This window comes from Amycolatopsis sp. NPDC004169 (assembly GCF_040610315.1).
Taxonomy (GTDB): domain Bacteria; phylum Actinomycetota; class Actinomycetes; order Mycobacteriales; family Pseudonocardiaceae; genus Amycolatopsis.
Genome location: NZ_JBEXMD010000008.1, coordinates 68,908 through 95,494 on the forward strand (window position 1 = coordinate 68,908; position 26,587 = coordinate 95,494).

The 26,587-nt window shown below is 70.7% G+C and carries 28 protein-coding genes and 1 tRNA gene; 12 read left to right on the top strand and 17 right to left on the bottom strand.

Translation table 11 applies throughout. From position 1 onward, the window contains the following. Positions 1-11: 11 nt before the first annotated feature. Positions 12-185, top strand: a complete 174-nt coding sequence (locus ABZX11_RS13155) for a hypothetical protein (RefSeq protein ID WP_176174735.1) — start codon at positions 12-14, stop codon at positions 183-185. Positions 186-190: 5 nt separating this feature from the next. Here ABZX11_RS13155 and mscL read toward each other — a convergent pair whose 3' ends face one another. From mscL to ABZX11_RS13175, 4 genes are all read right to left on the bottom strand, one after another. After that, positions 191-616, bottom strand: coding sequence for a large-conductance mechanosensitive channel protein MscL (gene mscL, locus ABZX11_RS13160; protein ID WP_176174736.1), 426 nt, complete (start codon positions 614-616; stop codon positions 191-193). 537 nt (positions 617-1,153) lie between these two features. After that, complete coding sequence (locus tag ABZX11_RS13165; RefSeq protein ID WP_354912819.1) at positions 1,154-1,771, bottom strand: SAF domain-containing protein; 618 nt, start codon at positions 1,769-1,771, stop codon at positions 1,154-1,156. Between the two features lie 130 nt (positions 1,772-1,901). Continuing rightward, complete coding sequence (locus ABZX11_RS13170; RefSeq protein WP_176174738.1) at positions 1,902-2,201, bottom strand: FmdB family zinc ribbon protein; 300 nt, start codon at positions 2,199-2,201, stop codon at positions 1,902-1,904. An 86-nt stretch (positions 2,202-2,287) separates the two neighbouring features. After that, entirely contained in the window at positions 2,288-2,878 is a 591-nt protein-coding gene (locus ABZX11_RS13175) for a 5-formyltetrahydrofolate cyclo-ligase (protein WP_354912821.1), read from the bottom strand. Positions 2,879-2,902: 24 nt separating this feature from the next. Between ABZX11_RS13175 and ABZX11_RS13180 the strand changes: the two genes are divergently transcribed. The 5 genes from ABZX11_RS13180 (at position 2,903) to ABZX11_RS13200 (ending at position 6,859) form a co-directional block, all read left to right on the top strand. Beyond that, the gene (locus tag ABZX11_RS13180) at positions 2,903-3,808 is read left to right on the top strand and encodes a UTP--glucose-1-phosphate uridylyltransferase (RefSeq protein WP_176174740.1); all 906 of its coding nucleotides are present in this window, start codon (positions 2,903-2,905) and stop codon (positions 3,806-3,808) included. Beyond that, positions 3,805-5,082, top strand: a complete 1,278-nt coding sequence (gene glp / locus ABZX11_RS13185; protein WP_176174741.1) for a gephyrin-like molybdotransferase Glp — start codon at positions 3,805-3,807, stop codon at positions 5,080-5,082. Before ABZX11_RS13180 ends, glp begins: the two co-directional genes overlap by 4 nt. Then, the gene (locus ABZX11_RS13190) at positions 5,082-5,750 is read left to right on the top strand and encodes a GNAT family protein (RefSeq protein ID WP_354912824.1); all 669 of its coding nucleotides are present in this window, start codon (positions 5,082-5,084) and stop codon (positions 5,748-5,750) included. Before glp ends, ABZX11_RS13190 begins: the two co-directional genes overlap by 1 nt. 163 nt (positions 5,751-5,913) lie before the next feature. Next, positions 5,914-6,732 (top strand): gephyrin-like molybdotransferase receptor GlpR, encoded by an 819-nt coding sequence (gene glpR / locus ABZX11_RS13195; RefSeq protein ID WP_176174743.1) that lies wholly within the window; start codon positions 5,914-5,916, stop codon positions 6,730-6,732. 54 nt (positions 6,733-6,786) lie between these two features. Continuing rightward, positions 6,787-6,859: transfer RNA gene (locus tag ABZX11_RS13200), tRNA-Ala, on the top strand. 149 nt (positions 6,860-7,008) lie between these two features. On the opposite strand, the gene ABZX11_RS13205 is transcribed toward ABZX11_RS13200, so the two are convergent. After that, entirely contained in the window at positions 7,009-8,061 is a 1,053-nt protein-coding gene (locus tag ABZX11_RS13205) for an alpha/beta hydrolase (RefSeq protein ID WP_354912826.1), read from the bottom strand. A gap of 29 nt (positions 8,062-8,090) precedes the next feature. Continuing rightward, complete coding sequence (locus tag ABZX11_RS13210; RefSeq protein ID WP_354912828.1) at positions 8,091-9,398, bottom strand: cytochrome P450; 1,308 nt, start codon at positions 9,396-9,398, stop codon at positions 8,091-8,093. Positions 9,399-9,564: 166 nt separating this feature from the next. Between ABZX11_RS13210 and ABZX11_RS13215 the strand changes: the two genes are divergently transcribed. The 4 genes from ABZX11_RS13215 (at position 9,565) to vanX (ending at position 13,063) form a co-directional block, all read left to right on the top strand. Further along, positions 9,565-10,380, top strand: coding sequence for an SAM-dependent methyltransferase (locus tag ABZX11_RS13215; protein ID WP_176174754.1), 816 nt, complete (start codon positions 9,565-9,567; stop codon positions 10,378-10,380). 91 nt (positions 10,381-10,471) lie between these two features. Next, positions 10,472-11,446, top strand: coding sequence for a D-isomer specific 2-hydroxyacid dehydrogenase family protein (locus ABZX11_RS13220; RefSeq protein WP_354912831.1), 975 nt, complete (start codon positions 10,472-10,474; stop codon positions 11,444-11,446). Continuing rightward, positions 11,439-12,458, top strand: coding sequence for a D-alanine--(R)-lactate ligase (gene vanA, locus ABZX11_RS13225; protein ID WP_354912833.1), 1,020 nt, complete (start codon positions 11,439-11,441; stop codon positions 12,456-12,458). The genes ABZX11_RS13220 and vanA overlap by 8 nt, the downstream gene beginning before the upstream one ends. Continuing rightward, complete coding sequence (vanX, locus tag ABZX11_RS13230; protein ID WP_354912835.1) at positions 12,455-13,063, top strand: D-Ala-D-Ala dipeptidase VanX; 609 nt, start codon at positions 12,455-12,457, stop codon at positions 13,061-13,063. Before vanA ends, vanX begins: the two co-directional genes overlap by 4 nt. Here vanX and ABZX11_RS13235 read toward each other — a convergent pair. Together ABZX11_RS13235 and ABZX11_RS13240 are read right to left on the bottom strand one after the other, a co-directional pair. After that, positions 13,027-14,133 carry a HAMP domain-containing sensor histidine kinase gene (locus ABZX11_RS13235; protein WP_354912837.1) on the bottom strand — a complete coding sequence of 369 codons (1,107 nt, stop codon included), beginning with the start codon at positions 14,131-14,133 and terminating at the stop codon, positions 13,027-13,029. The genes vanX and ABZX11_RS13235 overlap by 37 nt on opposite strands. After that, the gene (locus ABZX11_RS13240; protein WP_176174757.1) at positions 14,126-14,803 is read right to left on the bottom strand and encodes a response regulator transcription factor; all 678 of its coding nucleotides are present in this window, start codon (positions 14,801-14,803) and stop codon (positions 14,126-14,128) included. The genes ABZX11_RS13235 and ABZX11_RS13240 overlap by 8 nt, the downstream gene beginning before the upstream one ends. Before the next feature lie 88 nt (positions 14,804-14,891). Here ABZX11_RS13240 and ABZX11_RS13245 point away from each other — a divergent pair, with 88 nt between their 5' ends. Then, positions 14,892-15,365: a D-alanyl-D-alanine carboxypeptidase family protein gene (locus ABZX11_RS13245; protein WP_354912839.1), complete on the top strand. Its 474-nt coding sequence runs from the start codon at positions 14,892-14,894 to the stop codon at positions 15,363-15,365. Between the two features lie 51 nt (positions 15,366-15,416). Here ABZX11_RS13245 and ABZX11_RS13250 read toward each other — a convergent pair whose 3' ends face one another. The 4 genes from ABZX11_RS13250 to ABZX11_RS13265 form a co-directional block, all read right to left on the bottom strand. After that, positions 15,417-16,763, bottom strand: a complete 1,347-nt coding sequence (locus ABZX11_RS13250) for a CBS domain-containing protein (RefSeq protein WP_354912841.1) — start codon at positions 16,761-16,763, stop codon at positions 15,417-15,419. Beyond that, the gene (locus ABZX11_RS13255; RefSeq protein WP_354912843.1) at positions 16,757-17,347 is read right to left on the bottom strand and encodes a hypothetical protein; all 591 of its coding nucleotides are present in this window, start codon (positions 17,345-17,347) and stop codon (positions 16,757-16,759) included. The genes ABZX11_RS13250 and ABZX11_RS13255 overlap by 7 nt, the downstream gene beginning before the upstream one ends. Next, positions 17,344-18,285: an AAA family ATPase gene (locus ABZX11_RS13260; RefSeq protein WP_176174760.1), complete on the bottom strand. Its 942-nt coding sequence runs from the start codon at positions 18,283-18,285 to the stop codon at positions 17,344-17,346. Before ABZX11_RS13260 ends, ABZX11_RS13255 begins: the two co-directional genes overlap by 4 nt. A gap of 112 nt (positions 18,286-18,397) precedes the next feature. Then, complete coding sequence (locus tag ABZX11_RS13265; RefSeq protein ID WP_176174761.1) at positions 18,398-19,696, bottom strand: cytochrome P450; 1,299 nt, start codon at positions 19,694-19,696, stop codon at positions 18,398-18,400. A 259-nt stretch (positions 19,697-19,955) separates the two neighbouring features. Between ABZX11_RS13265 and ABZX11_RS13270 the strand changes: the two genes are divergently transcribed. After that, the gene (locus ABZX11_RS13270; RefSeq protein ID WP_354912846.1) at positions 19,956-22,085 is read left to right on the top strand and encodes an EAL domain-containing protein; all 2,130 of its coding nucleotides are present in this window, start codon (positions 19,956-19,958) and stop codon (positions 22,083-22,085) included. Here ABZX11_RS13270 and ABZX11_RS13275 read toward each other — a convergent pair. The 5 genes from ABZX11_RS13275 to ABZX11_RS13295 all read right to left on the bottom strand — a co-directional run bounded on the left by ABZX11_RS13275 (position 22,028) and on the right by ABZX11_RS13295 (position 26,577). Further along, on the bottom strand, positions 22,028-22,951 hold the full coding sequence (locus ABZX11_RS13275) for a DMT family transporter (protein WP_354912848.1): 924 nt from the start codon (positions 22,949-22,951) through the stop codon (positions 22,028-22,030). The genes ABZX11_RS13270 and ABZX11_RS13275 overlap by 58 nt on opposite strands. A gap of 27 nt (positions 22,952-22,978) precedes the next feature. After that, on the bottom strand, positions 22,979-25,081 hold the full coding sequence (locus ABZX11_RS13280; protein ID WP_354912850.1) for an MMPL family transporter: 2,103 nt from the start codon (positions 25,079-25,081) through the stop codon (positions 22,979-22,981). Between the two features lie 116 nt (positions 25,082-25,197). Further along, on the bottom strand, positions 25,198-25,446 hold the full coding sequence (locus ABZX11_RS13285; RefSeq protein ID WP_176174764.1) for a hypothetical protein: 249 nt from the start codon (positions 25,444-25,446) through the stop codon (positions 25,198-25,200). Next, positions 25,443-25,784, bottom strand: coding sequence for a winged helix-turn-helix domain-containing protein (locus tag ABZX11_RS13290; RefSeq protein WP_176174765.1), 342 nt, complete (start codon positions 25,782-25,784; stop codon positions 25,443-25,445). The genes ABZX11_RS13285 and ABZX11_RS13290 overlap by 4 nt, the downstream gene beginning before the upstream one ends. 55 nt (positions 25,785-25,839) lie before the next feature. Then, positions 25,840-26,577, bottom strand: a complete 738-nt coding sequence (locus tag ABZX11_RS13295; protein WP_354912853.1) for a Long-chain-fatty-acid--CoA ligase — start codon at positions 26,575-26,577, stop codon at positions 25,840-25,842. Positions 26,578-26,587 lie beyond the last annotated feature (10 nt).

The window sequence follows — 26,587 nt, forward strand, 5'->3', positions numbered from 1 at the left end:
ACACTGGGGGTATGGCCGGACAGCAGCGCGACCCCAAGACCAGCAGCGAGCAGCGCCGCCGGGTCGACGAGATCTTCGGGGACGTCCTGCCCGAGACGACCTCCGACGAACGCGACCCGGAGCGGCGCTCCGGTCTCCCGGATGACTGGTACCGGGAGAACCGGCCTCCGCACCACGACCGCTGACCTCGTCAGTCGAGGTCGGTTCCACGCTGGGACTGCTGGGTCTGCTGGGCGCGCAGCAGGTCGCGGATCTCGGTCAGCAGCTCCACGTCCGTCGGCTCGGACGGGCCCGGCTCTTGGCCACGCTTGCGGCGCTCTTGGACCTTCTTCACCGGCAACACGATGACGAAGTAGACGACCGCCGCGACCAGCACGAAGTTGATCGCCGCGTTGATGACGCTGCCGAAGTCCAGGAACGTCGCCTTGTTGTTGTCGAAGATCTGGTAGCCGAGGCCGTTTGCCGCGTCCGTGCCGCCGATCGTGCTGATCAGGGGCTTGATCAGGCCGTTGGTGAACGCCGTGACGATCGCCGTGAACGCCGAGCCGATGACCACCGCCACGGCGAGGTCCACGACGTTGCCGCGCATCAGGAAGTCCTTGAAGCCTTTGAACACCTTTGCTCTCCTCATGAAGCCAGGAACCGGGAAGGGGACGCCCGGCCCGTCTTGGCGGGTGTGGGCTAGCGGAGAGTAACCGTTACCGGACGCTTCAGTGAAATCACCGCCCTCGGGATGGTTGGTTTCGGTGTTCGGCTGGCGCCTGGGCTGCGCGGGCAGGAGCTGCTTGCCGGCGCGAGGCTGAGTCGACTAGTCGGGCCTGGATGGTCGCCTTCAGGGGTAACCCGGGGTGGGGGTCGCGGCCGGTTGGTCGGTGGTCGATGGCTGGCGAAGAGCGCCGCTGTCGCGTGGGAGCACGCGCTGCCGGCTCCGGCGACGCTGATCCGGCCAGCCGGACCGGGACGGCCGCCCTACCGGTTTGCCCGTGGCGGGGATCGCCGCCGGTCGGTCGGTGGTTGATGGCTGGCGAAGAGCGCCGCTGTCGCGTGGGAGCACGCGCTGTCTGCTCTGGCGACGCTGATCCGGCCAGCCGGACCGGCACGGTCGCGGTACCGGGGTCAGCCGTGGCGGGGATCGCGGCCGGTCGGTCGGCGGCTAGCGAAGAGTGACTGTCACCGGACGCTCCAGGGAAATTGCCGCCACCCGGGTCGCGGAGGCCTCCGGGAGGCGGAGCAGGACCAGCGGCCCCTTGGGGGTGGCCGGCTGCCGATGGCCGATCGTCACCACTGTCGCCCCGGCAGCCAGCACCGAAGCGGGAGCTGCTTGGTCCGGAGCAGCGATGATGTCGACCTGCTGGCCGGGCTGGAGCAGTTCAGCCACGGCCTCGTCGGCCAGCCGGACCGGGACGGTTGCCGTGCCCGGATCCACCGCTGTGGGTGCCGTGGCCAGGCGGACGTCGGTCAGTGGCTCACCGGAGCGCACAGCGCCCGACAGCAGGCGTCCCTCGACGGAGTCTAGGGACGTCAGTACGCCCGCTGGACGTGCTTCGTCGGGGATGTCGGCCAGCCGGACGTCCGCAGCGCTCAGCGTCGTGCCGGGCGGGAGGTCGTGGGCCGCGAGGACGGTCGGTGCGCCTCGCGCGAGGCCGGGGTGGGCCAGGAGCAGGCCGCCCAGCACCAGCAGGCCGGCGGCGAGCCAGCGGCGGATGAGCCGCGTCCGCCGGCTCTGCAGCCGGGTCGGGTCGAACGGGCGGAGCTTCGACAGGATGTCCATGGGGTCCCCTCGGCCGGATCTGGTGCGGCGGTGTGCTGCACGAGATCGACGTTAGGGAAGCCGGACGGACCGTCGAAAGGGTCTCGTCCGGCATCTGTGGACAACCGGGGTGTTGTGGATAACCTCCGGGTCAGGAGGCCGCGGCGGTCGTCTTCGTCGTGGTCGAAGAGGAGGATGCCGAGCTCGTGTCGGACTTCGACTCCGTCTTGGTCTCGGTCTTCGCCGGGGCGGCCGCGGTGCTCGACTTGCTCGAGTCGCGGGAGTCCGTGCGGTAGAACCCGCTCCCCTTGAAGACGACGCCGACCGAGCTGAAGACCTTGCGCAGCGCCCCGGAGCACTGCGGGCAGACGGTCAGGCTGGGGTCCGAGAACGACTGCACGGCTTCGAACCGGTGGTCGCATTCTTTGCAGGCGTACTGGTACGTAGGCACTGACGGCTCCTTTGCTGGCACTCATCCGACCTGAGTGCTAACCCGATTGTGCGGGAAAACCTTCCCGGAAGGCAATTCCTGGTTGCTCACACCGGCAGTTCGACCACGCCCCGACCCGGTGTCAAGGCCCCGGTCATGCGCACGTCGTGGGGCTCCCCGGGCAGCCGTTCGACCAGCTCTTCGTCCCTGACCACGGCCAGCAGCGCGGCGCCGGGCGCGGCGGACCCCAGCGAGCGGTCGTAGTGCCCGGCGCCGCGGCCGAGCCGGACGCCCTGGTGGTCCACGGCCAGCGCGGGCACCAGCACCAGCTCCGCCGCCCCCACGGCATCGGTGCCCAGGCGCTTCCCGCCCGGCTCGCGGATGCCGCGGAACCGGCTGGGCACCAGGTCGGCCTCGCCCGTGTACTCGGCCCAGTCGAGCGGATCCGTCCGCGACACGATGACCGGCAGCAGCACTCGCGCGCCGGCGGCCACCAGCGCGTCGACGAACGCCGTCGTGCCCGGCTCGGTGCCGAACGGCAGGTACGCGCAGACCGTGCTCGCTGTGACCTTCGACACCGCAGTGACCAGCGCCGACGCCTCCCGGGCGTGTGATTCGGCTGCCTGCTCCGCCCGGGCGCGCGTCACCCGGTCACGCCACTCCGCCTTGCTCAGGTGCTCATTGCCCAGCGCGTGCATGACCTCACGTTAGGCTCTGCGCCCATGACGGGCGCCGCAACCACCCAGACGTTCAGAACCGCCATCGTGCCTGCCGCCGGCCTCGGGACACGGTTCCTCCCGGCGACGAAGGCCGTGCCCAAGGAGCTCCTGCCGGTGGTGGACACCCCCGGCATCGAACTGGTCGCCGCCGAGGCCGCGGCCGCCGGCGCGGAACGCCTGGTGATCGTGACTTCGCCGGGCAAGGACGCCGTGGTCCGGTACTTCGAAAAGCAGCCAGAGCTGGAGCAGAACCTCGAGAGCAAGGGCAAGACCGCCCTGCTCGAGAAGGTGCGCCGGGGCTCAGAGCTGCTCGCCGTCGAAACCGCCATCCAGGAGCAGGCCCTCGGCCTCGGCCACGCCGTCGCGCAGGCCGAACCGAACCTGCGCCCGGACGACGAGGCCGTCGCCGTGCTGTTGCCCGACGACCTCGTGCTGCCGACCGGCGTGCTCGAGAAGATGAGCGCGGTCCGCGCCGAGTTCGGCGGCAGCGTGCTCTGCGCGTTCGACATCCCCAAGGCCGAGATCTCGCCGTACGGCGTCTTCGACGTCAGCGACACCGGCGATGACGACGTCAAGCGCGTGCACGGGATGGTCGAGAAGCCGAAGCCGGAGGACGCGCCGTCGACCTACGCCGCGGCCGGGCGGTACCTGCTCGACCGGGCGATCTTCGACGCGCTCAAGCGGATCACCCCGGGCAGCGGCGGCGAGCTCCAGCTGACCGACGCGGTCGCCCTGCTGATCTCCGAAGGACACCCCGTGCACGTCGTCGTCCACCGCGGTGGACGCCACGACCTGGGGAATCCGGGTGGTTTCCTGCGTGCCGCGGTCGATTTCGCGCTTGAAACGCCCGAGTACGGTCCATCTTTACGGGCGTGGCTGACGGAACGGATCGGGACAGAGCGCCCATGACGGAATCCCTCGACGCGGCGCGGCCCGAGGTGGCCGGGGACGAGGCCGAGTTCCGCTCGGTCGACGCGCAGATCGCGATGACACTGGACGCGGCCGTCCGGCCGCAGCCGGTGCGGGTGGCGATCTCCGAGGCCCAGGGCCTGCTCTGCGCCGAGGAGGTGGTCGCCGAGCACGCGCTGCCCGGCTTCGACCAGGCCGCGATCGACGGGTACGCGGTGCGCAGCGTCGACGTGCGCAACGCCGGGCAGGAGCCGGTGCAGCTGCCGGTCGTCGGGGAGATCGCGGCGGGCTCGCGCCAGCCGCGGCGGCTCCAGCCGGGCCAGGCCGTCCGGGTCGACACCGGCGCGCCGCTGCCGACGCTGGCCGACGCGGTCGTGCCCCTCGCCTACACCGACGGGCACCAGGCGAAGGTGACCGTGCACCGCTCGGTGCCGTCGGCGGGGTACGTGCGGCGGGCCGGCGAGGACGTCCAGATCGGGGACGTCGCGGTGCGCCGCGGCGACACGATCGGCTCGGCCCAGGTGGGGCTGCTGGCCGCGGTCGGGCGGGCGAAGGTCCTCGTCTACCCGCGGCCGCGGGTTTCGATCGTGTCGGTCGGCGACGAGCTGGTCGACATCGACCGGACGCCCTCGGTCGGGCAGGTCTACGACGTCAACTCCTATGCGCTGGCTGCGGCCGCCCGGGACGCCGGCGCCGAGGTCAGCCGGGTCGGCATCGTGCCGAGCGAGCCGAAGCGGCTGCGGGAGGTCGTCGAAGGCCGGCTGCTGATGTCGGAGATCGTCGTGGTCGCGGGCGGCGCCGGGGGCGCCACCGGCGACGAGGTCCACGCCGCGCTGTCCGACCTCGGCCGGATCGACATGACGCGGGTGGCGATGCACCCGGGCTCGGTGCAGGGGTTCGGCAGGCTCGGCCCCGACTCGGTGCCGACGTTCCTCATCCCGGGCAACCCGATGAGCGCGCTGGTGGTGTTCGAGGTCCTGGTGCGGCCGCTGATCCGCGCGGCGCGCGGCACCCGCAACCCGCACCGGCGGATCGTCGGCGCGCGGCTGCTGTCGCCGATCACCTCGACCGAGGGCAGGCGCGGCTTCCTCCGCGGCCAGCTGCTGCGCGACGAGGCCAACGGCGAGTACCTGGTCCAGCCGCTCGGCCAGTCCGGGGCGCACCTGCTCGCGTCGCTTGCCGAAGCGAACTGCCTGATCAACGTGCCGGAAGAGCTGACCGAAGTCGCCGCGGGCGACCAGGTCCAAGTCACCTTCCTGGCGCAACGGGCCTGATGAACTCCGTGTCGGGCGTGTCCTATCCGGTCGAGAGCAGGCACCCGGGCTGGCCGGCTCGGCTCGGCCCGCTGCGGGTGCCCGCGGGCGAGGTCGCGATCCGGCCGGTGCGGCTGCGCGACGCCGGCGAATGGAGCCGGATCCGGCTCCGGGACCGCGCGCACCTCGAAATGTGGGAGCCCACCGGTGTCGGGCCGTGGCCCGAACGCAACGCCTTCTGGTCGTGGCCTTCCCAGTGGGCGGCTCTGCGGTCGCTCGCTCGGCGTGGTCAGTGTCTCCCGTTCACGATCACCCTGAACGGTCGTCTCGCGGGGCAGATCACTGTGGGTAACGTCATCCGGGCGTCGCTCCGGTCGGCTTGGATCGGCTACTGGGTGTCGTCCGAGGTGGTCCGCGGCGGGGTGGCGACGGCCGCCGTCGCGCTCGTCACCGACCACGCGTTCAGCTCGGCCGGGCTGCACCGGCTGGAGGCCACCGTGCGCCCGGAAAACGCCGCCAGCCTGCGAGTTCTCACCAAAGCCGGCTACCGGCGCGAGGGGCTTTTCGAGCGCTACCTCGACGTTGCGGGCGGCTGGCGGGACCACTACTGCTACGCGCTGACCCGCGAGGAAACCGGGGTCGGCCTGGTGTCGCGGCTGGTCGCCGCGGGCCGCGCGGACTACGCCTGAACGTGATTACCCACCCGGGTCCGTAGCCGCGTTACCACATGCTGTGAGTTTCACCTAATCCGGTGAGGCTTTTCCGTGATCGAACCCGGCGAGTCTGCGCCCGATCTGTTACTCCTGTGACTAACGTGATTCGTGGTGGAAGGATCGGGGGAGGTGACGGGAGATGCCCAGCTCCGTGATCATCGTCGCGCTCGCCGCGGCATGGCTCGTCGTACTCGTGCCCATGGTCGCGCGACGGCGGCAGCAGGTCGCGAGAACGGCCGACTCGGCGCTCGCGGCCAGGGTCGTGCGCAGTGGACGCAACGAAGACCGGGAGGAATTCGCCATGTCCGACGATCCCGGGAAGTCCCGGCCATCGGTCGAGGACGACCTCGCTGAGCTGGAAGCCGAGCTCGAGCTCGACGACGACGTCGACGAGCCGGAACCCGAACCGGACCCGCTCCCGCAGCCGAAACGCGGTTCACGGGCCGAACGCGACCGGCCGGGCTACCGCCCCGGCCGCGGTGGCTTCGACCCCGAGGCCGCCGAGATCGCGGCCCGCGCGAAGTACGGCTTCCGGCAGCGCGTCGTCGTCATCCTGCTCCTGATCGCGGTGATCACCGGCGTCGTGGCCGGCTTCCTCGTCCCGCTGGCCTGGTGGGGCCACGGCGTGGTCGACGTCGTGCTCGTCGGGTACCTCGTGTACCTGCGCCGTCAGGTGCGCATCGAGGAGGAGATCCGGCAGCGCCGGCTCGCCCGCTTCAACAGCACCCGCGCGCCTCGGCGCACGTCCGCTCCTCTGCCGGAAGAAGAGGACCACGCGGAACCGGAAGACGTCGAAGTCGTCGAGCCGGTCCGCCGCGAGGTGGTCGAGCGCCGGCCGTCCCCGACATCCCGCGTCCGCCGCAGCGCCGTCGTCGTCGACCTCGACGACGAAGACCCGGCGTTCGAGGAGCTCGACGAGCCCGGGACCGGGCCTTACCGCCGGGCGGTCGGAGAGTGACCCCCCTGCGCGAGGTGCTCGTAGGGCACTGCTAAGCTCTACGAGCACAACCAAGGGGCTGTAGCGCAGTTGGTAGCGCGTCTCGTTCGCATCGAGAAGGTCAGGGGTTCGATTCCCCTCAGCTCCACTCGTTCGTAGGTGAGCCCTGTTTGCGGAAAGCGCAAACAGGGCTCACTTCGTTGTGTCTTTTGGGGGTCGGACCCCCAAACCCCCGCCAAGGGGCTCCGCCCCCTGGACCCCCGGCGTGGTTGCCTTTGTTCTCTGGCTGAAAGTTGGTCAGTGGCCGATCATCTCGTTTGTCCAGGTGGTTACCGCCGTGTGCAGTAGGGGGGCGTTGGGGGCGAAGTTGATTGAGTGGCCGTAGTCCGGCACCACGAATGTTCGCAAGTGCGCCTCGGGTGCGTAGGAGGCTGTTTCGGACTGGCGCAGGGTTTCTGCCGTTGAGCAGTCTGTGGCCAGGGGGCCGCAGAACACGTTGTCCTTCTCTCCCATGGCCAGCAGTACCGGTGCGTTGATCCTTCTGCTGTAAGGGAGGACCAAGCCGATCAGGACTGCGTCGATGATCTCTCCGGGGGCTATCAGGTCCTTGGTTGCCTCGTCCGCGTCGATCGTCTGCTGATCGTACGGCCCCGGGCTGTGGAATGCGGCGTAGCGCATCCCCTGCAGCGTTGTCAGGTAGCCCGCGTCCAAGCCGACCACCTTGGACTCCTTCGGGTCCAGGGCCGCCGGGCTCAGTGCGGCCAGCGTCGGCATCACCGTCAGCGGGGCGACGTGGTGGGTGAACCCCGTTACCACCACGCCGTCCACGTCGCGGAACGTCGCCGACTCGATGATCGCTGTTGCCGAGCCCAGTGAGTGTCCTACCAGGACGATCTTCTCGAACCTCGGCCCCACCGCGCCGGTGCGCATGGCCTGGATGGCGTGGTGCACCACGTTCGCCTGGGCGGTCGCGGTCAGCAGCTCGCTCAGCGGCTTCGAACTGCGGCCCGAGCCGACCCGGTCCACCGCCAGTGTCGCGTAGCCGGCGTTGTTCACCGCCTTGCGGAACGATCGGGTGTCCGGCAGGCCGGGCGGGTCGTAATACGCCGAGCTGTACGTCCCGCCCGGGACCAGCAGCTGCAGGGTCCGGCTGCCGCCCGGGGGGACGCACAGTCTTCCGTACATGGTCTGGTCCTTGAGCCCGAGCAGGGGCACGTCCACCAGTGACACGGGGATGTTCAGGTCCTGGCAGGCCGCCTCGGCGGCGGACGCCCGCGGTGGGGTGAGCACCGTGCCGGTGCACAGCAGGGACACGGCCGCGGCGGTGAGGCGGCGCACGAACGAACGCACAAGAATCTCCGTATTCCGTTGCAGGGCAGTCAATCCCTCGGGCGCACCGTCATCGGCAGGCCGCGGGGGCAGGCGATCGTGGTGTACCGCACCCGGACCGGGCCCGCCGGTTCCAGGCGCCACCGCGCGAAGATCGTGGCCAGGCCGATGACCACCTCGGCCCGCGCGAACAGGTGGCCGATGCACTGCCGGATCCCGTTGCCGAACGGGATGAACACCCCCGGCGGCAGCGAGCGCACCCGCTCGGTGGTCCAGCGGTCCGGGTCGAACACCTCCGGGTGGTCCCAGTAGCGCGGGTCGGTGTGCAGGGCGAGCGGGCTGAACACCACCTCGTCGCCGGGCCGCAGCCGGACGGGGCCGAGGTCGAGCTCCTGCTCGGTCCGGCGCATCAGGATCCACAGCGAGTACATCCGCAGCACCTCGCTGACCACCTGCCCGGTGTAGGCGAGTGCGGGCAGGTCGTCGAAGGTCACCGGGCGCCCGCCCAGCACCTCGTCCACCTCGGCCCGCACCCGTTCCGCCACGCCCGGGTGGTGCCCCAGCTCGTGGCAGGCCCAGGCCAGGATCAGCGCGGTGGTCTCGGTGCCCGCGGTGAGCAGGGTCATCACCTCGTCGTGCACCTGCTCCCGGGTCATCCGCTCCCCGGTCTCGGCGTCCCTGGCCAGCAGCAGCGTGGACAGCAGGTCGCCGTGGTCGGTGTCGGCGTCGCGGCCCGCCATCAGCTCGTGCACCACGGCCGTCATCCGCGCGGTGGCCTGGTCGAAGCGGCGGTTGACCGGCAGCTTCTCCACCCAGCCCGGGGAGAGCACCCGGTACATGCCCAGCCGGATGACCAGCGGGATCGAGCGGCGGGCCTCGCGGATCGCCTCCTCGCCCAGCTCGGTGCCGAACAGCGCCTCGCCCACGTTGGTCATGGCCAGTGCCTGCATGTCCGCGTCGATCTGCCGCACCTCGCCCGGCCGCCAGGACTCGGCCAGTGCGGTGGTCGCCCGGACCCAGATCTCGGCGTAGCGGTGCAGGTGCCGCTGGTCGAAGGCCGGCAGCATCAGCTTGCGCTGCCTGCGGTGGAACGGGCCGTCGGACAACGCGAGGCCGTTGCCCGCGTACGGGCGGAATTTGCGGAACATGATCCCGCTGCCGAAGCTTGATCCATTCGTCACCAGCACGCGGTGAACGAGTTCCGGATTGGTGAGGAAATACGTTTGAAGTGGTCCCATTGAAAGCTTGACCACATCGCCGTGTTCCCGCAGTCCCGCGGTGAACGGAACGGGACGGCGGACCAGTGCGAGTGTGTGTCCCAGCAAAGGCCATCGGCCGGGTGCCACCCGGACGGGCACGAGAACTCCTTGGTATAGGCGGGAATCAGGAAGGTCGTCACCCTACGGCCCATTCCGTCGAGCCGACAGCACCCGATTGGGTAAAGATGAACCACGATTGACGGATTAGGCCACTATCGGTGGAGTGGGTATGCTGTGCCGGCTTCCGAACCCGATGAGGTGCGCAATGGTGGGTACGCGGGACTGGATCCCGGCCGGAGTGGACGTGACCTCACCGAACGTCGCCCGGATCTACGATTACTGGCTCGGTGGCAGCCACAACTTCGAGACCGACCGCAGCACCGCGGACCACCTCGAGCGGACGCTGCCCTGGATCCGGCATTCGGTGCGGCTGAACCGCGCCTTCCTCCGCCGCGCGGTGCGCTTCATGCTCGCGCAGGGCATCCGCCAGTTCCTCGACCTGGGCGCGGGCATCCCCACCGTGGGCAACGTGCACGAGATCGCCCAGCGGGAACTCCCCGAGGCCCGGGTGGTCTACGTCGACAAGGAGGCGGTGGCGGTCGCGCACAGCGAGCTGCTGCTGGCGGGCAACGACCGCACCGCGGTCCTGCACGCGGACGTGCGGGACGTCGCCGGGGTGCTGGGAAGCCCGGAGGTCCGGCGGCTGATCGACTTCTCCGAGCCGGTGGGCCTGCTGTGCATGCTGCTGCTGCACTGGATCCCCGACGAAGACGACCCGGCCGGACTGGTGCGCGCCTACCGGGAACCATTGGCCCCGGGCAGCCTGGTCGCCTTCACCCACGTCACGTCCGACGCGCACCAGGAGTCGTTCGCCGTGGCCAGCGACCAGATGGCGCAGCGGCGCGGCGAGGTGCCGCACACCCGGTCCCACGACGAGATCCTGGACCTGCTCGGCGACCTGGTGCTGGTCGAGCCGGGCCTGGTGGGCTGCGGCACCTGGCGGCCGGCCGGGCCGACCGACATCGCCGAGGATCCGGAGTGGAACCAGCTGATCTACGCGGGCGTGGCGCGGAAGCCCTGAGCCCGCGCATAGTTACTGATCGGTAACTTATCCTCGGTGTATCGAAAAGCGCATACGTGCCGGCAACGCCGGATTCCGTTGACTGGGCGGCATGAACGAACCGGCGCTCGGGATGACGGTCTATGGGTGCGCGCCCGATGAGGCCGTGCTGTTCCGGGAGCTGGCGCCTCGGTTCGGCGTGACGCCGGTCATCACGGACGCGCCCGTGTCCGAGGCCAACGTCGAGCTCGCCTCCGGCAGCCGGTGCGTCAGCGTCGGTCACAAGACTGCGCTCCCGAACGAGACTCTTCTCGCGCTCAGCCGGGTCGGCGTCTCCTACGTCTCCACCAGGAGCGTCGGCTTCGACCACATCGACGTCGGCTACGCCCAGAGTGTCGGCATTTCCGTCGGGAACGTGGCCTATTCGCCCGACAGCGTGGCCGACTACACGCTGATGCTGATGTTGATGCTCGTGCGGGACGCCAAGTCCGTCATCCGCCGGGCCGACGAGCACGACTACCGGCTGAACGACGTGCGGGGAAGGGAACTGCGTGACCTGACCGTCGGCGTGGTCGGCACCGGGCGCATCGGCTCCGCGGTCGTGGACCGGCTGCGTGGGTTCGGCTCCCGCGTCGTCGCCCACGACAGCCGCCCCCGGGCCGGCATCGAGTACGTCGAGCTCGACGACCTGGTGCGGGTGAGCGACATCGTCACCCTCCACACGCCGCTCGACAGCGGAACGCACCACCTCCTGGACCGACGGCGGCTGGAGCTGATGAAGCCCGGCGCGTTCGTCGTCAACACCGGGCGGGGACCCCTGCTCGACACCGAGGCGCTCGTCGCGGCGCTGGAAAACGGCCGGCTGGGCGGGGCCGCGCTGGACGTCGTCGAAGGGGAAGAAGGCATCTTCTACGCCGACTGCCGTGATCGGCCGGTCGGGAGCGAACTGCTGGTGCAGCTGCAGAAGCTGCCGAACGTGCTCATCAGCCCGCACACCGCGTACTACACCGACCACGCGCTCAGCGACACCGTCGAAAACTCCATCATCAACTGCCTGGCATTCGAAAGCGGGGAACGGCATGGATAGGCTCAAGGTCGGGATCGTCTTCGGGGGCTGTTCCGAAGAACACCCGATCTCCGTCAAGTCCGCGCAGGAGGTCGCGCGGCACCTCGACACCGGGAAGTACGAAGCGTTCTGGATCGGGATCACGAAGAGCGGCGCCTGGAAGCTCTGCGACGGCCCCGAAGGGGACTGGGAAGCCGGGCGGACGGTCGTGCTGTCGCCGGATCGGAGCGTGCCCGGCTTGCTGGTCCTCGAAGACGGCAAGTACGAGACGATCGGCCTGGACGTGGTGCTGCCCGTGCTGCACGGCAAACTCGGCGAAGACGGTGCTCTGCAGGGCCTGCTGGAGCTGTCCGGAATCCCTTACGCCGGCTGTGACGTCCCGAGTTCCGCTCTGTGCATGGACAAATCCCTCGCCTACGTCGTCGTCGCGAGCGCGGGCATCGCCACACCGAACTTCCGGACCGTGCGGCCCGGCGACGAGGTCGACGGGCTCACCTACCCCGTGTTCGTGAAGCCGGCCCGGTCCGGTTCGTCCTTCGGCGTGAGCAAGGTGGCGAACGAGGGAGAGCTGGCCGCCGCCATCGGGGCCGCCGCGCAGTACGACTCGAAGGTGCTGATCGAAGAGGCCGTTGCCGGCCGCGAGGTCGGGTGCGCCGTCCTGGGGAACGACCAGGAGCTGTTCACCGGTGAGGTCGACCGGATCGCCCTCTCCCACGGCTTCTTCCGGATCCACCAGGAGGACGAGCCCGAAACCGGCTCCGAGAACTCGACACCCATCGTGCCCGCCGACATCCCGGCGGACACCCGGGCACGCGTCCAGGAGACGGCGAAAGCCATCTACCGCGCCCTCGGCTGCAAGGGGCTGGCCCGCGTCGACATGTTTCTCACCGAAGACGGCACCGTCGTCCTCAACGAGGTCAACACCCTGCCCGGCCTGACGTCGTACAGCCGCTACCCGAGGATGATGGCCGCCGCCGGCGTGCCGCTCCCCGCGCTGATCGACCGGCTCGTTTCGCTGGCCACGGCCCGATGAACGACGACTTCGCCTTCGTGGACGAGCTGGTGCCCGGCATCCGCTGGGACGCCAAGTACGCCACCTGGGACAACTTCACCGGCAAGCCCGTCGACGGCTACCTCGTCAACCGGATCGCCGGCACGCGCACCCTGTGCGCCGCACTGGGGGAGGCGCAGGAGAAGGCCGCGTCGCTCGGTTTCGGCCTTCTCCTGTGGGACGGCTACCGTCCGCAACGCGCCGTGGACTGCTTCCTGCGCTGGGTGGACCAGCCCGAAGACGGGCGGACGAAACTGTGGCACTACCCGAACCTCGACCGGTCCGGGATGTTCGCCAAGGGGTACGTCGCCGCCAGGTCCGGGCACAGCCGGGGCAGCACCGTCGACCTGACGCTCTACCACCTCGGTTCCGGGGAACTCGCGGCCATGGGCGGTGGCCACGACCTGATGGACCCGGTGTCGCACCACGGCGCGCGCGGGGTGCCGCCGGCCGAGTCCGCGAACCGCGCCTGCCTCCGGTCCATCATGGAGGGGTGCGGGTTCGCCGCGTACGACCGCGAATGGTGGCACTACGGCCTGAAGGACGAGCCCTACCCGGACACGTACTTCGATTTCCCCGTCGCGTAGGCCGGCAGCCGCACGGTGACGCGGAGGCCGCCCTCCTGGAGCGGGGTCAGCGTGAGCGTCCCGTCGTGGGCCTGGGTGATGCTCTTGACGATGGCCAGGCCGAGGCCCACCCCGGCCTGGTCGCTGCGGATGCGCTCGGTCCCGCGCCGGAACGGTTCGGCGAGGGTCGCGACCAGGGCCGGTGCGAGGTGCTCGCCGGTGTTCTCGACGGTGAGCACCGCCGTCCCGGCCTCGGCGCGGGTCGTGACCCGCACCGCGCCCCGCTCGGGCAGGTTGTGGACGATCGCGTTGTGCACCAGGTTCGTCGTCAGCTGCAGCAGCAGCGCCGGTGAGCCGAACGCGGGCGCGGCGTCGCCGGACGTCTCGACCGTGACGCCGCGCTTTTCGGCCAGGGGCAGGAGCGTTTCGGCGGCTTCCTCGGCGACCAGGGACAGGTCGACGTCGTCCCGGTTGAACGCCCGCTGCTCGGCGCGGCTGAGCAGCAACAGGGCTTCGGTCAGCTCGATCGCGCGGGTGTTGACCACGCGCAGGCGCTCGTCGAGTTCGTCCGTCGTGCGCTCGGGGTCGTTGCGGGCGACGTCGAGCAGGCTCTGCGTGATCGCCAGCGGGGTGCGCAGCTCGTGGGACGCGTTGGCGGCGAACCGGCGCTGCTCGGCGACGTGCGTCTCGAGCCGCGCGAGCATGGTGTCGAAGGCGTCAGCGAGCTCGCGGAACTCGTCGGCGCGGCCGGGCAGCCGGATGCGGTGCGACAGCGAGCCGTCCGCGGCGATGCGCGTGGCGTCGGTGATCCGGGTCAGCGGCGCGAGCATCCTGCCGGCCAGCACCCAGCCGCCGAGCAGGCCGAACACCAGCAGGAAGACGAGCACGACGGCCATGAACGGGACGAAGGCGCGCACCAGCCGCCCGCGGTTGATCCAGAAGTCGCCTTCGGTGGTGATCCAGCCGTTGGGCAGGAAGTACAGGTAGAAGGCCAGCACCGCGGCCATCAGCAGGACGCCGGCGAGCATGACGAACCCGGCGTAGCTGAGGGTGAGCTTGAGCCGGGCGCTCAGCCCCGGCTCCCTAGCCACGGCCGTCGTCGCCGGTGTCGATGCGGTAGCCGACGCCGGGGACCGTCGCGATGATCCCCGGCTCGCCGAGGCGCTTGCGGAGCACGGAAACCGTGATGCGCACGGCGTTGGTGAACGGGTCCGCGTTCTCGTCCCACGCCCGCTCCAGCAGCTCCTCGGCGCTGATCACCCCACCCTGCGCGGCGACGAGCACTTCGAGGACGGCGAACTGCTTGCGCGTCAGGGCCACGTACTTGCCGTCGCGGTAGACCTCGCGGCGGAACGGGTCCAGCCGCAGGCCGGCGATTTCGTGCACCGGTGGCCGGTTGTGCGCGCGCCGCCGGTCGAGGGCCCGCAGCCGGAGGACGAGCTCGCGCAGCTCGAACGGCTTGGTGAGGTAGTCGTCGGCGCCGAGGCCGAAGCCGGTGGCCTTGTCGTCGAGCCGGTCGGCGGCGGTGAGCATGAGGATCGGCAGCCCGCTGCCGGAGGCGACGATGTGCCGGGCGATCTCGTCACCGGACGGGCCGGGGATGTCGCGGTCCAGCACGGCGATGTCGTAGGTGTTGACGCTCAGCAGCTCCAGCGCGGTGTCGCCGTCGCCTGCGGTGTCCGCCGCGATGGCCTCCAGCCGGAGGCCGTCGCGGATGGCGTCGGCCAGGTAGGGCTCGTCCTCGACGATCAGCACACGCACCTTCCCGATGCTACGAGCGGCCGCATATCGGCCGCATATCGGAAAGCGCGTACGCGACGGCAACACCGCGCGGCCTTGACTGGCCGCCATGACCTCCAGCCAACGCACGTCGCTCGGCCGGGGACACGGCGCCGTCCCGGACGGCCTGCCGGTCTTCGACGACTCCCCGGCCGTCGCCAACCTCGATCCCGCCCTGCTCGACGCCCTCCGCCGGGCCGCGGCGGACGCCGCCGCCGACGGCGTGGTGTTCGTCGTCAACGGGGGCTGGCGATCCTGGGCGTACCAGGAACAGCTCCGCCGCCAGGGGATCGCTCAGCACGGCTCGGAAGCGGCGGCGGCCCGCTGGGTGACGACGCCGGACCGCTCGGCGCACGTGCGGGGGCAGGCGGTCGACATCGGGCCGCCCGCCGCCCGGACGTGGCTCGCCGAGCACGGTGCCCGGTACGGGCTGTGCCGGATCTACCGCAACGAACCGTGGCACTTCGAACTGCGGCCCGAAGCTGTCGACCACGGGTGTCCGCCGATGTACGCCGATCCGTCGCAGGATCCGCGGATGCGGTGACCTTCGCGAAGTCCGCCGGTCGCCCATTCTGCGAGGGTGCGGGCCGGGCGGCTAAGCCGGCGTGCGGTAGCGGTGCAGCAGGCTGGTGAAGTGCCGCAGCTTCTCGACGGTGTCTTCGGAGACCGCGTCCGGGTGGAAGTGCATCACGCTGTTGCGGATCCGCCGGATCTCGTCCAGGCGGGCGATGAACGCCGGCCGGTCCAGTGGCCAGCCGATCCGGTCCCAGGCGTCCTTGTTCTCCAGGATCCGCTGGTAGTCGCCGAAGGCCAGGTGGTCGAAGCTGTCGATCGGCCTGCCGCACAGGGGCCGGACCGCCGGGAGGTCGAGCGTGCACCGGATGATCCAGCGCAGCGTCTGGTCCAGCTCGCCCAGCTGGAAGAACGGCGTGGCCATCTCGCCGTAGCGGCGGGCGACGTCCGCCGTCGTGACGATGCCCTCGACAGCCCGGCTTTCGTTGGTGACGAGCACGAACTCCCGCTGCTGCAGGGTGGGGAGGACGTCGAAGAGGTCACGGTCGTAGGCGACGACCTCGGCGTGGACGATCGCGTCGGCGAGCCCCGCCCCTGGCTTGTGGTGCACGGCCTGGGCGATCGAGCGCCACGTCACGGCTCCGCGGGGGTTGCGCGGGCCGCTGAGCACGGCCAGCTGCGAGAAGTCGTTGAGGAGCATCGTGGTGATCGCTTCCTCGATCGAGCTGTTGGGCCCGACGGACGCCAGGCCCTCGACCGGCTTCAGGTTGCCCACGGTCAGGCGGACGTCCAGGTCGCCACCACCTTCGTCGTCTTCGGTGGCCGGCAGGACGTCGGGCGCCGCCGGTTCCTCGGGCTCCTCCGGTGGCGTGGTCAGGGTGACGACGGTGTCGAGCGTGACCGCGCGGAAGCCCGGCGAGGTCACCAGGCCGTGGTTGGCCAGGCCCGCTTCGATCCGGCCGACCTGGTCGCCGCGGTCGGTCACGCCCCACAACTTGAGGAGCTCGCGGACCGTGATCCGCTCGGGATCACCCTGGTCGGCGCGGGTGCGTGCCTGCCGCAGGCGCTCGTGGACGCGCTGGTCGCCGAGCTGACGGCCGGCCGTCGAGACCGTCCGGTCGAGGAACTCCTGGCGGACCGAGTCCAGCAGGCGCTCCTCGGCCACCACCACCCAGGCCCGCCACCCGTCGACCGCGCGCATCCCCGCGGCCACCATCGCCGCGCGGGAGGGCGAGCGGAACTCCTCGCCGTCGGGCTCCAGCCGGATCCGGCCCCGGTCGGTGACGGTCGCGTCGAAGGCCGCCCCGATGCGCTTGCGCTCGAACCGCAGCTTCGCCCCGGGCGCCAGCAGACGGGCTTCCAGCAGGTCCGGCACCGTGACGCGGCGGCCGTCGATCAGGTACATCGACCGGCCGTCGCCGGTCACCACTTCCGCAGCCCGGCGAACTTGCGCCGGGCGCCGATGGCCTGCTTGAGGATCCGCCGTTTCAGTTCCTTCTGGCTCAGGCGGTCCACCCGGGTGAGCTGCAGCTCGGTGGCGACGGCGAGCAGGCTGTCGCGGTCGAGGCGCTGCGCTTCGAGGTAGACCGCGCCTTCCTCTTCGGTGTCGGTTTCCCGCAGGTGGACGGCGATGGCGGCCGCGTCGACGCCCGGTCGCGCGGTCACCGCCTGAGGAGCGGGGACCGGCCGCGGAGCCGGGGCCGCCGGTGCGGTGACGACCGGCCGCAGGGCGGCGGGTGCGGGCGGCGGCTCGGCCGGGGGTGCGGCGGCGCGGTGGCCGAGGAGCCAGTCGATGAGTTCGGCCTTGAGGAGTTTGCTGTACCCGCGCAATCCGCGTTTCTTGGCCAGCGCCTTCAGTTCTCCCACCTTCAGTTTCGACAGATCCTCGGGAAGCCCGGTCACCGTCAGCTGGGCCGAGCCGTCGAGGAGTGCCTCCAGCGTGGCCTCGTCCTGCTGCGCCAGGAACTCGTACACCCGTTCCTGCAGGGCGGCGAGCCGCTTCAGGCCGTTCACCGGCGGTCTCCGGAAAGCGAAAGGGCGCCGAGGACCTCGTCGGTGAACCCGTCGAACTCCTGCACGACCTCGTCGCGGCCGGTGGCGCGCAGCATGGCCGGCACCCCGCTCTCGCCGGCGTCCCCGAAGTGGTTGGTGTTGTTGCGGATGTAGCTCTTCAGCACCGGAACCTTGGAGTTCGCCTGCACTTCGTCGGCGTAGCGCTGTTGGGCGGCTATCAACCGCTTGGCGTAGACCTGCGCCATGGTGAACACCACGCCGAGGAAGCCGGGCTCGATCGGTTCGTGGTCCCGGCTGCCGCCCTTGTGGTGGACGAAGTCGTTGAACTGCTCGACGAGGCCGGTGCAGTTGCCCACCAGGTAGTCCAGGCCGAGGGTGGACAGGTAGTCCGCCTTCGCCGGGACGAGGATCCGCTCGCTCGCCACGATCGCCGTCTTGGTGACCAGGCCGAAGTTCGGGGCGCAGTCGATGAGGACCAGGTCGTAGCCGGCGAAGGAGCTGTCCGCCAGCGCCTGCCGCAGGCAGCCGTGCAGGTCCAGGAACCGCCGCTTCGACCCGTCGAGGGTGGTCGTCCCGCCGAGCAGCGCGGCGAGTTCGAGGTCGATGTCGATCAGGCCGAGGTGGGAGGAGATCAGGTCGAGCCGTCCGCCGGTGCCGTCCAGGACGTTGTTCACCCGCTCCGGCGATACGACGAGGTCCGCCAGCGGCAGGTCGCGGCCGGGCATCTCGGCGCCGTACCACTGCTTGATCGTGCGGGTGTCCGCCAGCCGCTCGTGCCAGTCGTCGATCGAGAAGAACGAAAACGTCAGGTTGGTCTGCGGGTCGAGGTCGATGAGCAGGACCCGCAGGCCGCGGCTCGCGGCGACCGCGCCGAGGTTCGCGGTCAGCGTCGTCTTGCCCACTCCGCCCTTGTAGTTCATGACCGCCACGACCCGCATGCGCACTCCCCGGTGGTCTCGTCCCTGGGGCCCGTTTGTAGTACGCGGTCGAGCCGACCGGCGGGAATCGTCGGCAACTGTCCGGGAACTGTCCACGATGTGGCCAGAGCGGCTAGCGGGGCACCACCGTCATCGGCAGGCGGTCGGGGTAGGCGGCCGAGGTGAACTTCACCCGGACCGGCTTGCCCGCCACCGGGAGCAGCCGCCAGCGGGCGGCCACCGTGGCGAGCGTGATGACGATTTCGTTCTGGGCGAAGCGGTTTCCGATGCACTGGCGGGTGCCCGCACCGAACGGCACGAACGCCCCCTTCGGGATCTCGGCCGCCCGCTCCGGTGCCCAGCGGTCCGGGTCGAAGCGGTCCGGGTCGCGGAACGAGGCCGGGTCGTGGTGGAGCGTGTGCGGGCTGACGATCACCTCCGCGCCTTCCGGCAGCCGGACGCCGCCGAGGTCGACTTCGGTCAGGGTGCGGCGCATCAGCATCCAGAGCGGGTACTGCCGCAGCACTTCGTCGACCACCTGCCGGACGTAGGTCAGCCGGGGCAGGTCCTCGACGGTGACCGGGTGTTCGCCGAGCACCTCGTCGAGTTCGGCGTGCACCTTCGCCTCGACGTCCGGGTTCCGGCCGAGCTCGTGGAACGTCCAGGCCAGTGCCAGCGCCGTCGTTTCGATGCCCGCGGTGAGCAGGGTGAGCACCTCGTCCCGCGCCTGCTCGTCGGTCATCCCGGCCAGCAGCAACGTCGAAAGCAGGTCGCCGCGGTCGGTGCCGTCGCGCCGCCAGTCGCGGATCACCTCGAGCACGATGGCCTGCATCCGGCCGATCGCTTCGTCGAACCGGCGGTTGCCGGGCACCGGGAGCTTTTCGACGAACTTCGGCGACAACGCGCGAATCATTCCCTGCTGGATGATCACGTAAATCGACCGGCGCGCTTCGGCGATCGCCGCTTTACCCAGTTCGGTGGAAAACAGGGCCTCGCCGACGATCGTCACCGCCAGGCTCTGCATGTCGTCGTCGATCGGGCGCACTTCACCGGCATGCCACGAGCCACTCAGTTCCGCGGCCGCGCGCCGCATGATCTCCGCGTAGGCGGCCAGCCGTTCGCGGTGGAACGCCGGTTGCATCAGCCGTCGCTGCCGGAGGTGGAAGTCCCCGTTCGAAAGCACCAAGCCATTTCCGACGAACGGCCGAAACTTGTCGAACATGGCGCCCTTGCGGAACTTCGGGCCCTCGTTGACCAGCACTTCGTGCGCCAATCGCGGGCTGGTGACGAAGTAGACGGGCGCCGGGCCGAGAAGGAGTTTGACGATCTCGCCGTGCTCCGGCAATGTGTCGGTGAATGCGAAGCGTTGCCTCAGGAGTACCGGAGTGTGCCCGAGAAAAGGCCACCGGCGCGGAGCCACCGGAACGCTCATGCATACTCCTCGTTACGCCATTGTCTGGATTTTCCAAGGAGACGGCTCACGCTAGGCGCGTCCGGTCGAACGGGACAGTGCCCGATCGGGTGGTCCGGGCTCACGCGGATGGCGCAGTAGCCGAAGCGCGAGGAATCGCTAAGCTCTTTCGGTCCGATCAGACTGAGAAGGTGTTCTCCGTGACCCGATCACCGGAATGGTATCCGCCGGATGCCGATTTCTCCCTACCCGGCATCGTGCGGGCCGGCCACGAGATCTGATGCGGACGTCCTCCATGCCGATGATCGCACCCCAGCCGGACGAGCCCGCCGCTCCCGATGCGAGCCGCGAACGGACCCGGCTCGCCCGCAAGTGGGCGTACCTGCTCAGCGGCGTGACGGTCGTTTCGCTGAGCCGGGAGGAACTCGAAGCGGAGCTCGGCGAGCTGGTGGACACGCTCTGCGGCACGCTGCACCGCGCGTCGCCGGACGTGACACCGGCGGAGCGGATCGGCGCCCGGCTGGTCGCGCTCGGCTACGTCGGCGAGCCCGGCCTGCGGTGCACGCTCGAGGTGCTCGGGAAGGGCCTGCCGGCGCTGCCCGAACTGGCGGGCGCCGCCGACCGGATCGTGGCCGCGCTCGGCGCGCTCGCCTGCGGCTTCCTGCTCGCGCACGAGCGCAGCGTCCTCGACCAGCAGGAGATCATGCACCTGTCGCTGATCAAGGCGGTGCGGGACGCCCAGTGGAACCTGCGGCAGAGCGAGGCGCGCTTCGAAGAGGTGGTGACGTCGTCGGCGAGCGGCATCGCCGTCGTCGCGCTGGACGGCCGGATCGTGCGGGCCAATGCGGCGCTGGCCGAGATGCTCGGGCACCCGGCGGGCGAGCTGGCCGGCTCGGTGCTCTACGACGTCGTCCACCCCGAGTCCGTCGAGGTCCTCCGCGACGCGATGCTGGCCCTGCTGGACGGCGGCAAGGAGCGGATCCGGCAGTCGGAACGGCTGCTGCGCAAGGACGGCGACGTCGTCCGCATCTCGCTCACCGCGTCGCTGCTGCGCGACGCCGAAAACCAGCCGTCCCACTTCGTCGTGGTGATCGAGGACGGCACCGAGCTGATGCTGCTGCAGGGCGAGCTGAGCCGCCAGGCCCTGCACGACGTCCTCACCGGGCTGCCGAACCGCCAGTACTTCGGCACCCACCTGGAAGCGGCGCTGCGGCGGGCCGACCCGACGTACGGCGTCACGCTGTTCCACGTCGACCTCGACGCGTTCGGCATGGTCTGCAACAGCCTCGGCCGCCGCGTCGGCGAGCAGCTGCTGGTGCACTTCGCGCAGCGGCTCAAGGCGGTGATGTCCCGCGAGAACGCGATGATCGCGCGGTTCCACAGCGACGAGTTCGGCATCCTGGTGGAGAACACCGAGTCGACGCCGGACATCGCCACCATCGTGCGGGCGATCAACGACGAGCTCGCCGAGCCGTTCTTCGTCGACGGCCACGGGCTCGCGCTGTCGGCCAGCGCCGGGGTGGTGCACCGGCCGGCGAAGGGCATCGACCCGCTGGAACTGCTGCGCCAGGCCGACCAGACGCTGCGGCGCGCCAAGGAGCGGCGGCGCGGCCAGTGGAAGATGTTCGACCGCGAGGCCGACGCCCACGACCGGCGGACGCAGGCGGTGGCCGTCGGCATGGCCGGCGCCTGGGAACACGGCGAGATCGGCGTGCGCTACCGGCCGGTGGCGCGGCTGGCCGACGGCGAGGTCGCCGGCATCGAAGCCCGCCTGCACTGGGACCGCCCGGACGACACCGCGCTTTCGCACGAGTGCTGCGTGGAACTCGCCGAGTCGACCGGGCTGATGCTGCCGCTCGGCGACTGGCTGCTGCGGGCCGCGAGCCGCCAGGGCGAGTGGTGGCGCCAGCGCGCGGGGTTCGGCCTGCCGATGGTCGCCGGCTTGACCGGGCACCAGGTGTCGGACGACGCACTCGGCACGCGCGTGACGCGGCTGCTGCGGGACACCGGCCTGCCGCCCGAGCAGCTGATGCTCGGCGTCCCGGCCGGCGCGCTCCCGGTGTCCGGGGTGATCGAGAACGTCACCGCGCTGGCCGACCTCGGCGTGCACGTCATGCTCGACGAGTTCGGGCTGGGACCGGACGACCTGCGCGCGATCGAGAACCTGCCGGTCGACATCGTGCGCGTCGACCGGCGGCTCGCGGAGTGGCAGGCGTGGTCGGACTCGACGTTCCTCAGCGCGCTGGTGCCGCTGGTCCGGCAGGTCGGCGCGACGCTCGTGGTCGACGGGATCCACACCGAGGACCAGGCGAGCTGGTGGCGCACGGCCGGCGCGGAACTGGCGACCGGCGACTACTTCGGCGTGGCCAGGCCGCCTGCCGAGCTCGCCGGGCAGTTCGCCCGCGCCTGAGCCGGCTGCCACCGGGTCAGGCCGACGGCGACCAGCACGACCGCCATCCCGCCGACGACCCGGACGGTCAGCGGCTCGCCGAGGACGAGGGCGCCGAGCGCGACCGAGACCACCGGCAGGAGGTAGCCGACCGTCGCCGCGGCGGTCGGGCCTTCGTCGGAGAGGATCCGGTAGTTCAGGTAGAACGTGATGCCGGTCCCGAAGACGCCGAGGACCGTCACCGCGACGACGGCGGTGAGCGTCAGGTGCGGCGCGGCGGAGGCGACCGGCAGCGCGAGAGCGGTCAGCCCGGTGGCGGTCAGCAGTTGGGCGGCCGAGAGCGCGAGCGGAGCGCCGTCCGGCGGCAGTTTCCGTGCCATGTAGGCGAAGGCGACCGCGTAGCTGAGGCCGGCGCCGAGCAGGGCCAGCGCGCCGGTGCTCAGCAGGCCCGACTGCTGCCACGGCGCGAAGATCACCAGGATGCCGGCGAAGCCGAGGACCAGCCCGAGCAGCCGCGCGGGGTTGAGCCGCCGTTCGGTCCCGAGCGCGACACCGATCAGCAGCGACCACAGCGGAGTGGTGGCGTTCATGACGCCGGCGACCCCGGAGTCGACGGTGCGCTCCCCGATGCCGAACAGCGCGAAGGGCAGGGCGTTGCAGAAGAACGCGGCGACGACCAGCCGCGCCCAGGTCCGGCCGTCCCGCGGCAGCCGCTGCCGGGCGGCGATCGCCAGGCCCAGCAGCGTCAGCGCGCCGAGGGCGCACCGGACGAGGGTGAGGTGGACGGGGCTCAGCCCGGTCAGGGCCAGCTTGATCCAGAGGAAGCCCGAGCCCCACAGCAGGGCCAGGACCACTATGCGCGCCGAAGCGCCCCGTCCACCGTTCATGCGATCAACGGTGCCGAAGAGGATCCGTCAGGACAAGCGAAGAGTTCTGGACGGAGCTTTAAGGGTTTCTACACTTTGACCGGGCCAGAGCCGGTCGCCGCACAGTGCCAGCGCGGCGGGCAGCAGGACGCCGCGGACGATCGTCGCGTCGAGCAGGATCGCGAACGCCATGCCGAGGCCGAGCATCTTGTACTCGATCGCGGCCAGGCTGAGGAAGACGCTGAACACCCCGGTCATGATCAGCGCGGCGCTCGTCACCACCCCGGAACTGCTCGCGGTGCCTTCGACGATCGCCTGCCGGACGGGCCCGCCCGGCCGCCGCCGTTCGCGGATCCGGCTGAGGATGAAGACGTGGTAGTCGGTGCTCAGCCCGAACAGCAGCACGAAGAGGAACACCGGCAGCCAGCCGAGCACCCCGCCGTAGGGCGTGAAACCCAGGAGTGGCGCGAGGAAGCCACCCTGGAACACCAGGGTGAGCACGCCGTAGGCCGCGCCCGCCGACAGCGCGTTGAGCAGGATCGACACCACCGGCACCACGACCGACCGGAACACCACGAGCAGCAGCGCGAACGCGAGCAGCAGGATGAACCCGAAGGTGTACGGCGCCCGGGCGAGCACCTGCGCGGTGAAGTCGTGCGCTTCGGCGGTGCGGCCCGCCACGGCGTAACCGACGCCGTCGATCCGCCCGACCGTCTGCGGCAGCAGGGTTTCCCGCAACGTCGTGAGCGTGCGGCTCGCCGCTTCGTCGTTCCCCGTGCCGCCGAGCGGGATCCGGACGACGAGCGCCTGGTCCACCGGCACGACGACGGACGGCCGCGGCAGTTCCGCGGTGAGTTCGCCGATCGCCCGGCGCAGCGCGGGGGTGTCGACCGGGCCGCCGCGGGTGTTCCAGAGGACGACGTGCGCGGGCATGGTGACGCCGGGAAACGCTTCCTGGATGCGCACGGCCGCGTCGATCACCGGGATGCTGCGCGGCAGGCTCTCGGCCGGCGCCGGGTCCTGCAACCGCATTCCCAGCGCGGGCAAGGCGAGCAGCACGAGCAGTGCGGTGGCGAGCCCGCTCCAGACCGCGGGCCGCCGGGTGACGACGGTCGCCACACCCGCCCAGAAGGCCGAGCGGGTCCGGCGCCGGCCGAGCCACGGGATCCGGCCGCGGTCGACGCGCGAGCCGAGCAGGGAAAGCGTCGCCGGCAGGACGGTCACCGCGGCGAGCACGGCCAGGCCGACGACCAGGACCGTGCCCACGGTCAGGCCGCGCAGGTTGTCGAGCCCGGTGAACAGCAGGCCGGTCACGCACAGCACGACGGTCAGGCCCGACACGACGATCACGTGCCCCGACGTCCGCGCCGCGATCCGGATCGACTCCTCGACGCCGTGCGCGCGTTCTTCCCGGACCCGGCGCAGGAAGAACAGCGAGTAGTCGACGCCGACCGCCATCCCGATCAGCAGCGTGATCGCGGAAGTCGCGCTGTTGACCGGGATCCAGTTGTCCACAACGGACAGGAAGCCGAAGGTGGCGAGCACCGCGGTGCCCGCGAGCAGGACCGGGACCGCGGCCGCGACCAGCGAGCCGAACACCACCAGCAGGATCAGCACGGTGATCGGCAGCGAGCGGGCTTCCGACCGCCCGATGTCCTCCTTGATGCTCTTGTCGACCGCGCCGGACACGGTGAGATCGCCGGCCTGGGCCACCCGGACGTCCGGGTGCCGGGCGGCGACCGTGTCGACCGCCGCGGTCGCCTTCGCCAGGCCGGCCCGGATTTCGGTGCCACTGCCGGTGATCCGGAAGGTGACCAGTTCCGACCGGCCGTCGGCGGAGACCTCGGAGCGGGTGTCCGCGACCGCGCCCGACGTCGTCAGGGTCGTCACGAGGTCGGCGGTGACCGCCGGGGACCGCGGCTGGACGAGGACGTTCTCGAAGAAGGGTTCGCGGGTGGCCTGGTGGTCGAGGACGGCTTGGCCGGTGCCGGCGTCGCCGGGCGGGCTCGACCGCGCGTCGGTGCCGGGGACGAACGTGCCGAGCGCCCAGGCCAGTGCGACGAGCGCGAGCCAGCCGAGGATCGCGGCGGCGCGGTGCCGCAGCGACCAGTTCGTGACGGCTTCGACCACCGGCCGTTTTGCGGGCAGCATGAACTAAGGTCCTTCCGTGAAGGAGTGATCCGATGAGAGCTCGCCCTCGGGCGAGTGGGTGCTTCTTCTTCCTGGGCCGCCGAGTTGCCGCTCGGCGGTCCAGGGCCTTCAGCCGGTCAGTCGACCTCCTTGAGCACGTGTTCGATGGACCGCAGGCGGTCCTGGACGTCCTTGAGCTGCCGTTCGGTTTCTTCCTGCGTCCGGACGGCTTTCTCGGCCAGGCTCCGGTATTCGCTCTCGCGGGCGAGCGCGGCCTTGGCCCGCCAGGTCGCGGCCAGCTGCACGATCGCGATCGACAGCACGACGGTGATCAGGACGAAGACCCCGGTCACGCCGATGATTTCCTGCCACTGGTGCCAGTTCACGTCCGTCCCTCCTCGCCGTCCCCCTGGACGGACTCCGGTGTGGTCAGCGTCGGCGCGGCCGCCGCGATCGCCTCCGGCGTCAGCACGACGGAGAACGGGGTGAGCTCGTAGAACCGCAGCGTCTTGCCGTCCTCGCCGGTCTCGAAGCCGGCGCTGACCAGGCCGGCGGCTTCGAGCTTGCGCAGGTGGACCTGCAGCAGCGCGCGGCTGATCCGCAGTTCGCGGGCCAGCTTGCTGACGTAGGTGCGTTCGGCGTGCAGGGCCGCGACGATCCGCAGCCGGTGCGGGTTGGCGAGCGCGCCCAGCTGCCGCAGGAGCTCGTCACCCGGCGTCCACATGCCAACAAAAGTTAGCAGGTGCCAGGAGGGTGCGCCATCAGGGTGATCCCCGAGATCACATCGGGTGTTCCAGCCACACGTTCGGCTCGACGTAGGTCGCCACGTCGTAGGTGGTCGAGGCGTGGACCGGGGCGATGCCGCCCGGGATGAGGTTCTCGCCGTCCTCGAGCTTCACGCCCGTCCACTCGTGCCAGTCCGCCAGTGAGCCCGACAGCGTCACCGCGAACGGGCACACCTTCACCACCCGGGCGCCGAGCCGCTCGTGGGTGCGCAGCCAGCGGTCGGCGAGCAGGCCGTCCGGACGGCGGCGGGCCGCGTACTCCGGCATCGGGACGGTCGGCTCGGCCTCCTTGCCGATCGGGCGGACCGAGACGATCAGCTTGCTCAGCCCCGATTCCGCCGCCACGGCCTTGAGCGCCTTCAGCATCGGGGTCGCCAGGCCGGTGCCCCGCAGGTGCGGGGCGATCACGACTTCCAGCGCGCACAACGCGTTCGGCGCGCGGCCGTCCATGACGTCCTGGGCCGCCCACTCGATCGCCTGGTCCCAGCCGTGGTCCGGGAGCTCCGTGCGGTCCGGCGCCGGGTACGCCAGCGGGACCGACAGCGCGCGGGCCATCGGGGTGCCGTCGTCGGCCAAGGCGATCAGGAAGTAGCGCGCCCAGTGGCGCAGGAAGCGCTCGCCGGTGATCATCCGGCCGCTCGCGCCCTGGTAGATGAACTGGCCGCCGACGTCACCGAGGCCCAACGCGGCGTCGAGGAGGTCGGGGCGGCCGGCAAGATCGACAACGCGCATGCGCTCATAC

What these genes read in the sequence shown, in the direction of transcription:
- ABZX11_RS13295 (WP_354912853.1), bottom strand. Translation starts at nt 26,577, where the DNA reads ATGCGCGTTGTCGATCTTGCCGGCCGCCCCGACCTCCTCGACGCCGCG.
- ABZX11_RS13175 (WP_354912821.1), bottom strand. Translation starts at nt 2,878, where the DNA reads ATGCACGCGCTGGGCAATGAGCACCTGAGCAAGGCGGAGTGGCGTGAC.
- ABZX11_RS13220 (WP_354912831.1), top strand. Translation starts at nt 10,472, where the DNA reads ATGAACGAACCGGCGCTCGGGATGACGGTCTATGGGTGCGCGCCCGAT.
- vanX (WP_354912835.1), top strand. Translation starts at nt 12,455, where the DNA reads ATGAACGACGACTTCGCCTTCGTGGACGAGCTGGTGCCCGGCATCCGC.
- ABZX11_RS13215 (WP_176174754.1), top strand. Translation starts at nt 9,565, where the DNA reads ATGGTGGGTACGCGGGACTGGATCCCGGCCGGAGTGGACGTGACCTCA.
- glp (WP_176174741.1), top strand. Translation starts at nt 3,805, where the DNA reads ATGACGGAATCCCTCGACGCGGCGCGGCCCGAGGTGGCCGGGGACGAG.
- ABZX11_RS13265 (WP_176174761.1), bottom strand. Translation starts at nt 19,696, where the DNA reads ATGAGCGTTCCGGTGGCTCCGCGCCGGTGGCCTTTTCTCGGGCACACT.
- glpR (WP_176174743.1), top strand. Translation starts at nt 5,914, where the DNA reads ATGCCCAGCTCCGTGATCATCGTCGCGCTCGCCGCGGCATGGCTCGTC.
- ABZX11_RS13155 (WP_176174735.1), top strand. Translation starts at nt 12, where the DNA reads ATGGCCGGACAGCAGCGCGACCCCAAGACCAGCAGCGAGCAGCGCCGC.
- ABZX11_RS13275 (WP_354912848.1), bottom strand. Translation starts at nt 22,951, where the DNA reads ATGAACGGTGGACGGGGCGCTTCGGCGCGCATAGTGGTCCTGGCCCTG.
- ABZX11_RS13270 (WP_354912846.1), top strand. Translation starts at nt 19,956, where the DNA reads ATGCGGACGTCCTCCATGCCGATGATCGCACCCCAGCCGGACGAGCCC.
- ABZX11_RS13260 (WP_176174760.1), bottom strand. Translation starts at nt 18,285, where the DNA reads ATGCGGGTCGTGGCGGTCATGAACTACAAGGGCGGAGTGGGCAAGACG.
- ABZX11_RS13280 (WP_354912850.1), bottom strand. Translation starts at nt 25,081, where the DNA reads ATGCTGCCCGCAAAACGGCCGGTGGTCGAAGCCGTCACGAACTGGTCG.
- ABZX11_RS13180 (WP_176174740.1), top strand. Translation starts at nt 2,903, where the DNA reads ATGACGGGCGCCGCAACCACCCAGACGTTCAGAACCGCCATCGTGCCT.
- ABZX11_RS13190 (WP_354912824.1), top strand. Translation starts at nt 5,082, where the DNA reads ATGAACTCCGTGTCGGGCGTGTCCTATCCGGTCGAGAGCAGGCACCCG.
- ABZX11_RS13245 (WP_354912839.1), top strand. Translation starts at nt 14,892, where the DNA reads ATGACCTCCAGCCAACGCACGTCGCTCGGCCGGGGACACGGCGCCGTC.
- vanA (WP_354912833.1), top strand. Translation starts at nt 11,439, where the DNA reads ATGGATAGGCTCAAGGTCGGGATCGTCTTCGGGGGCTGTTCCGAAGAA.
- ABZX11_RS13165 (WP_354912819.1), bottom strand. Translation starts at nt 1,771, where the DNA reads ATGGACATCCTGTCGAAGCTCCGCCCGTTCGACCCGACCCGGCTGCAG.
- ABZX11_RS13290 (WP_176174765.1), bottom strand. Translation starts at nt 25,784, where the DNA reads ATGTGGACGCCGGGTGACGAGCTCCTGCGGCAGCTGGGCGCGCTCGCC.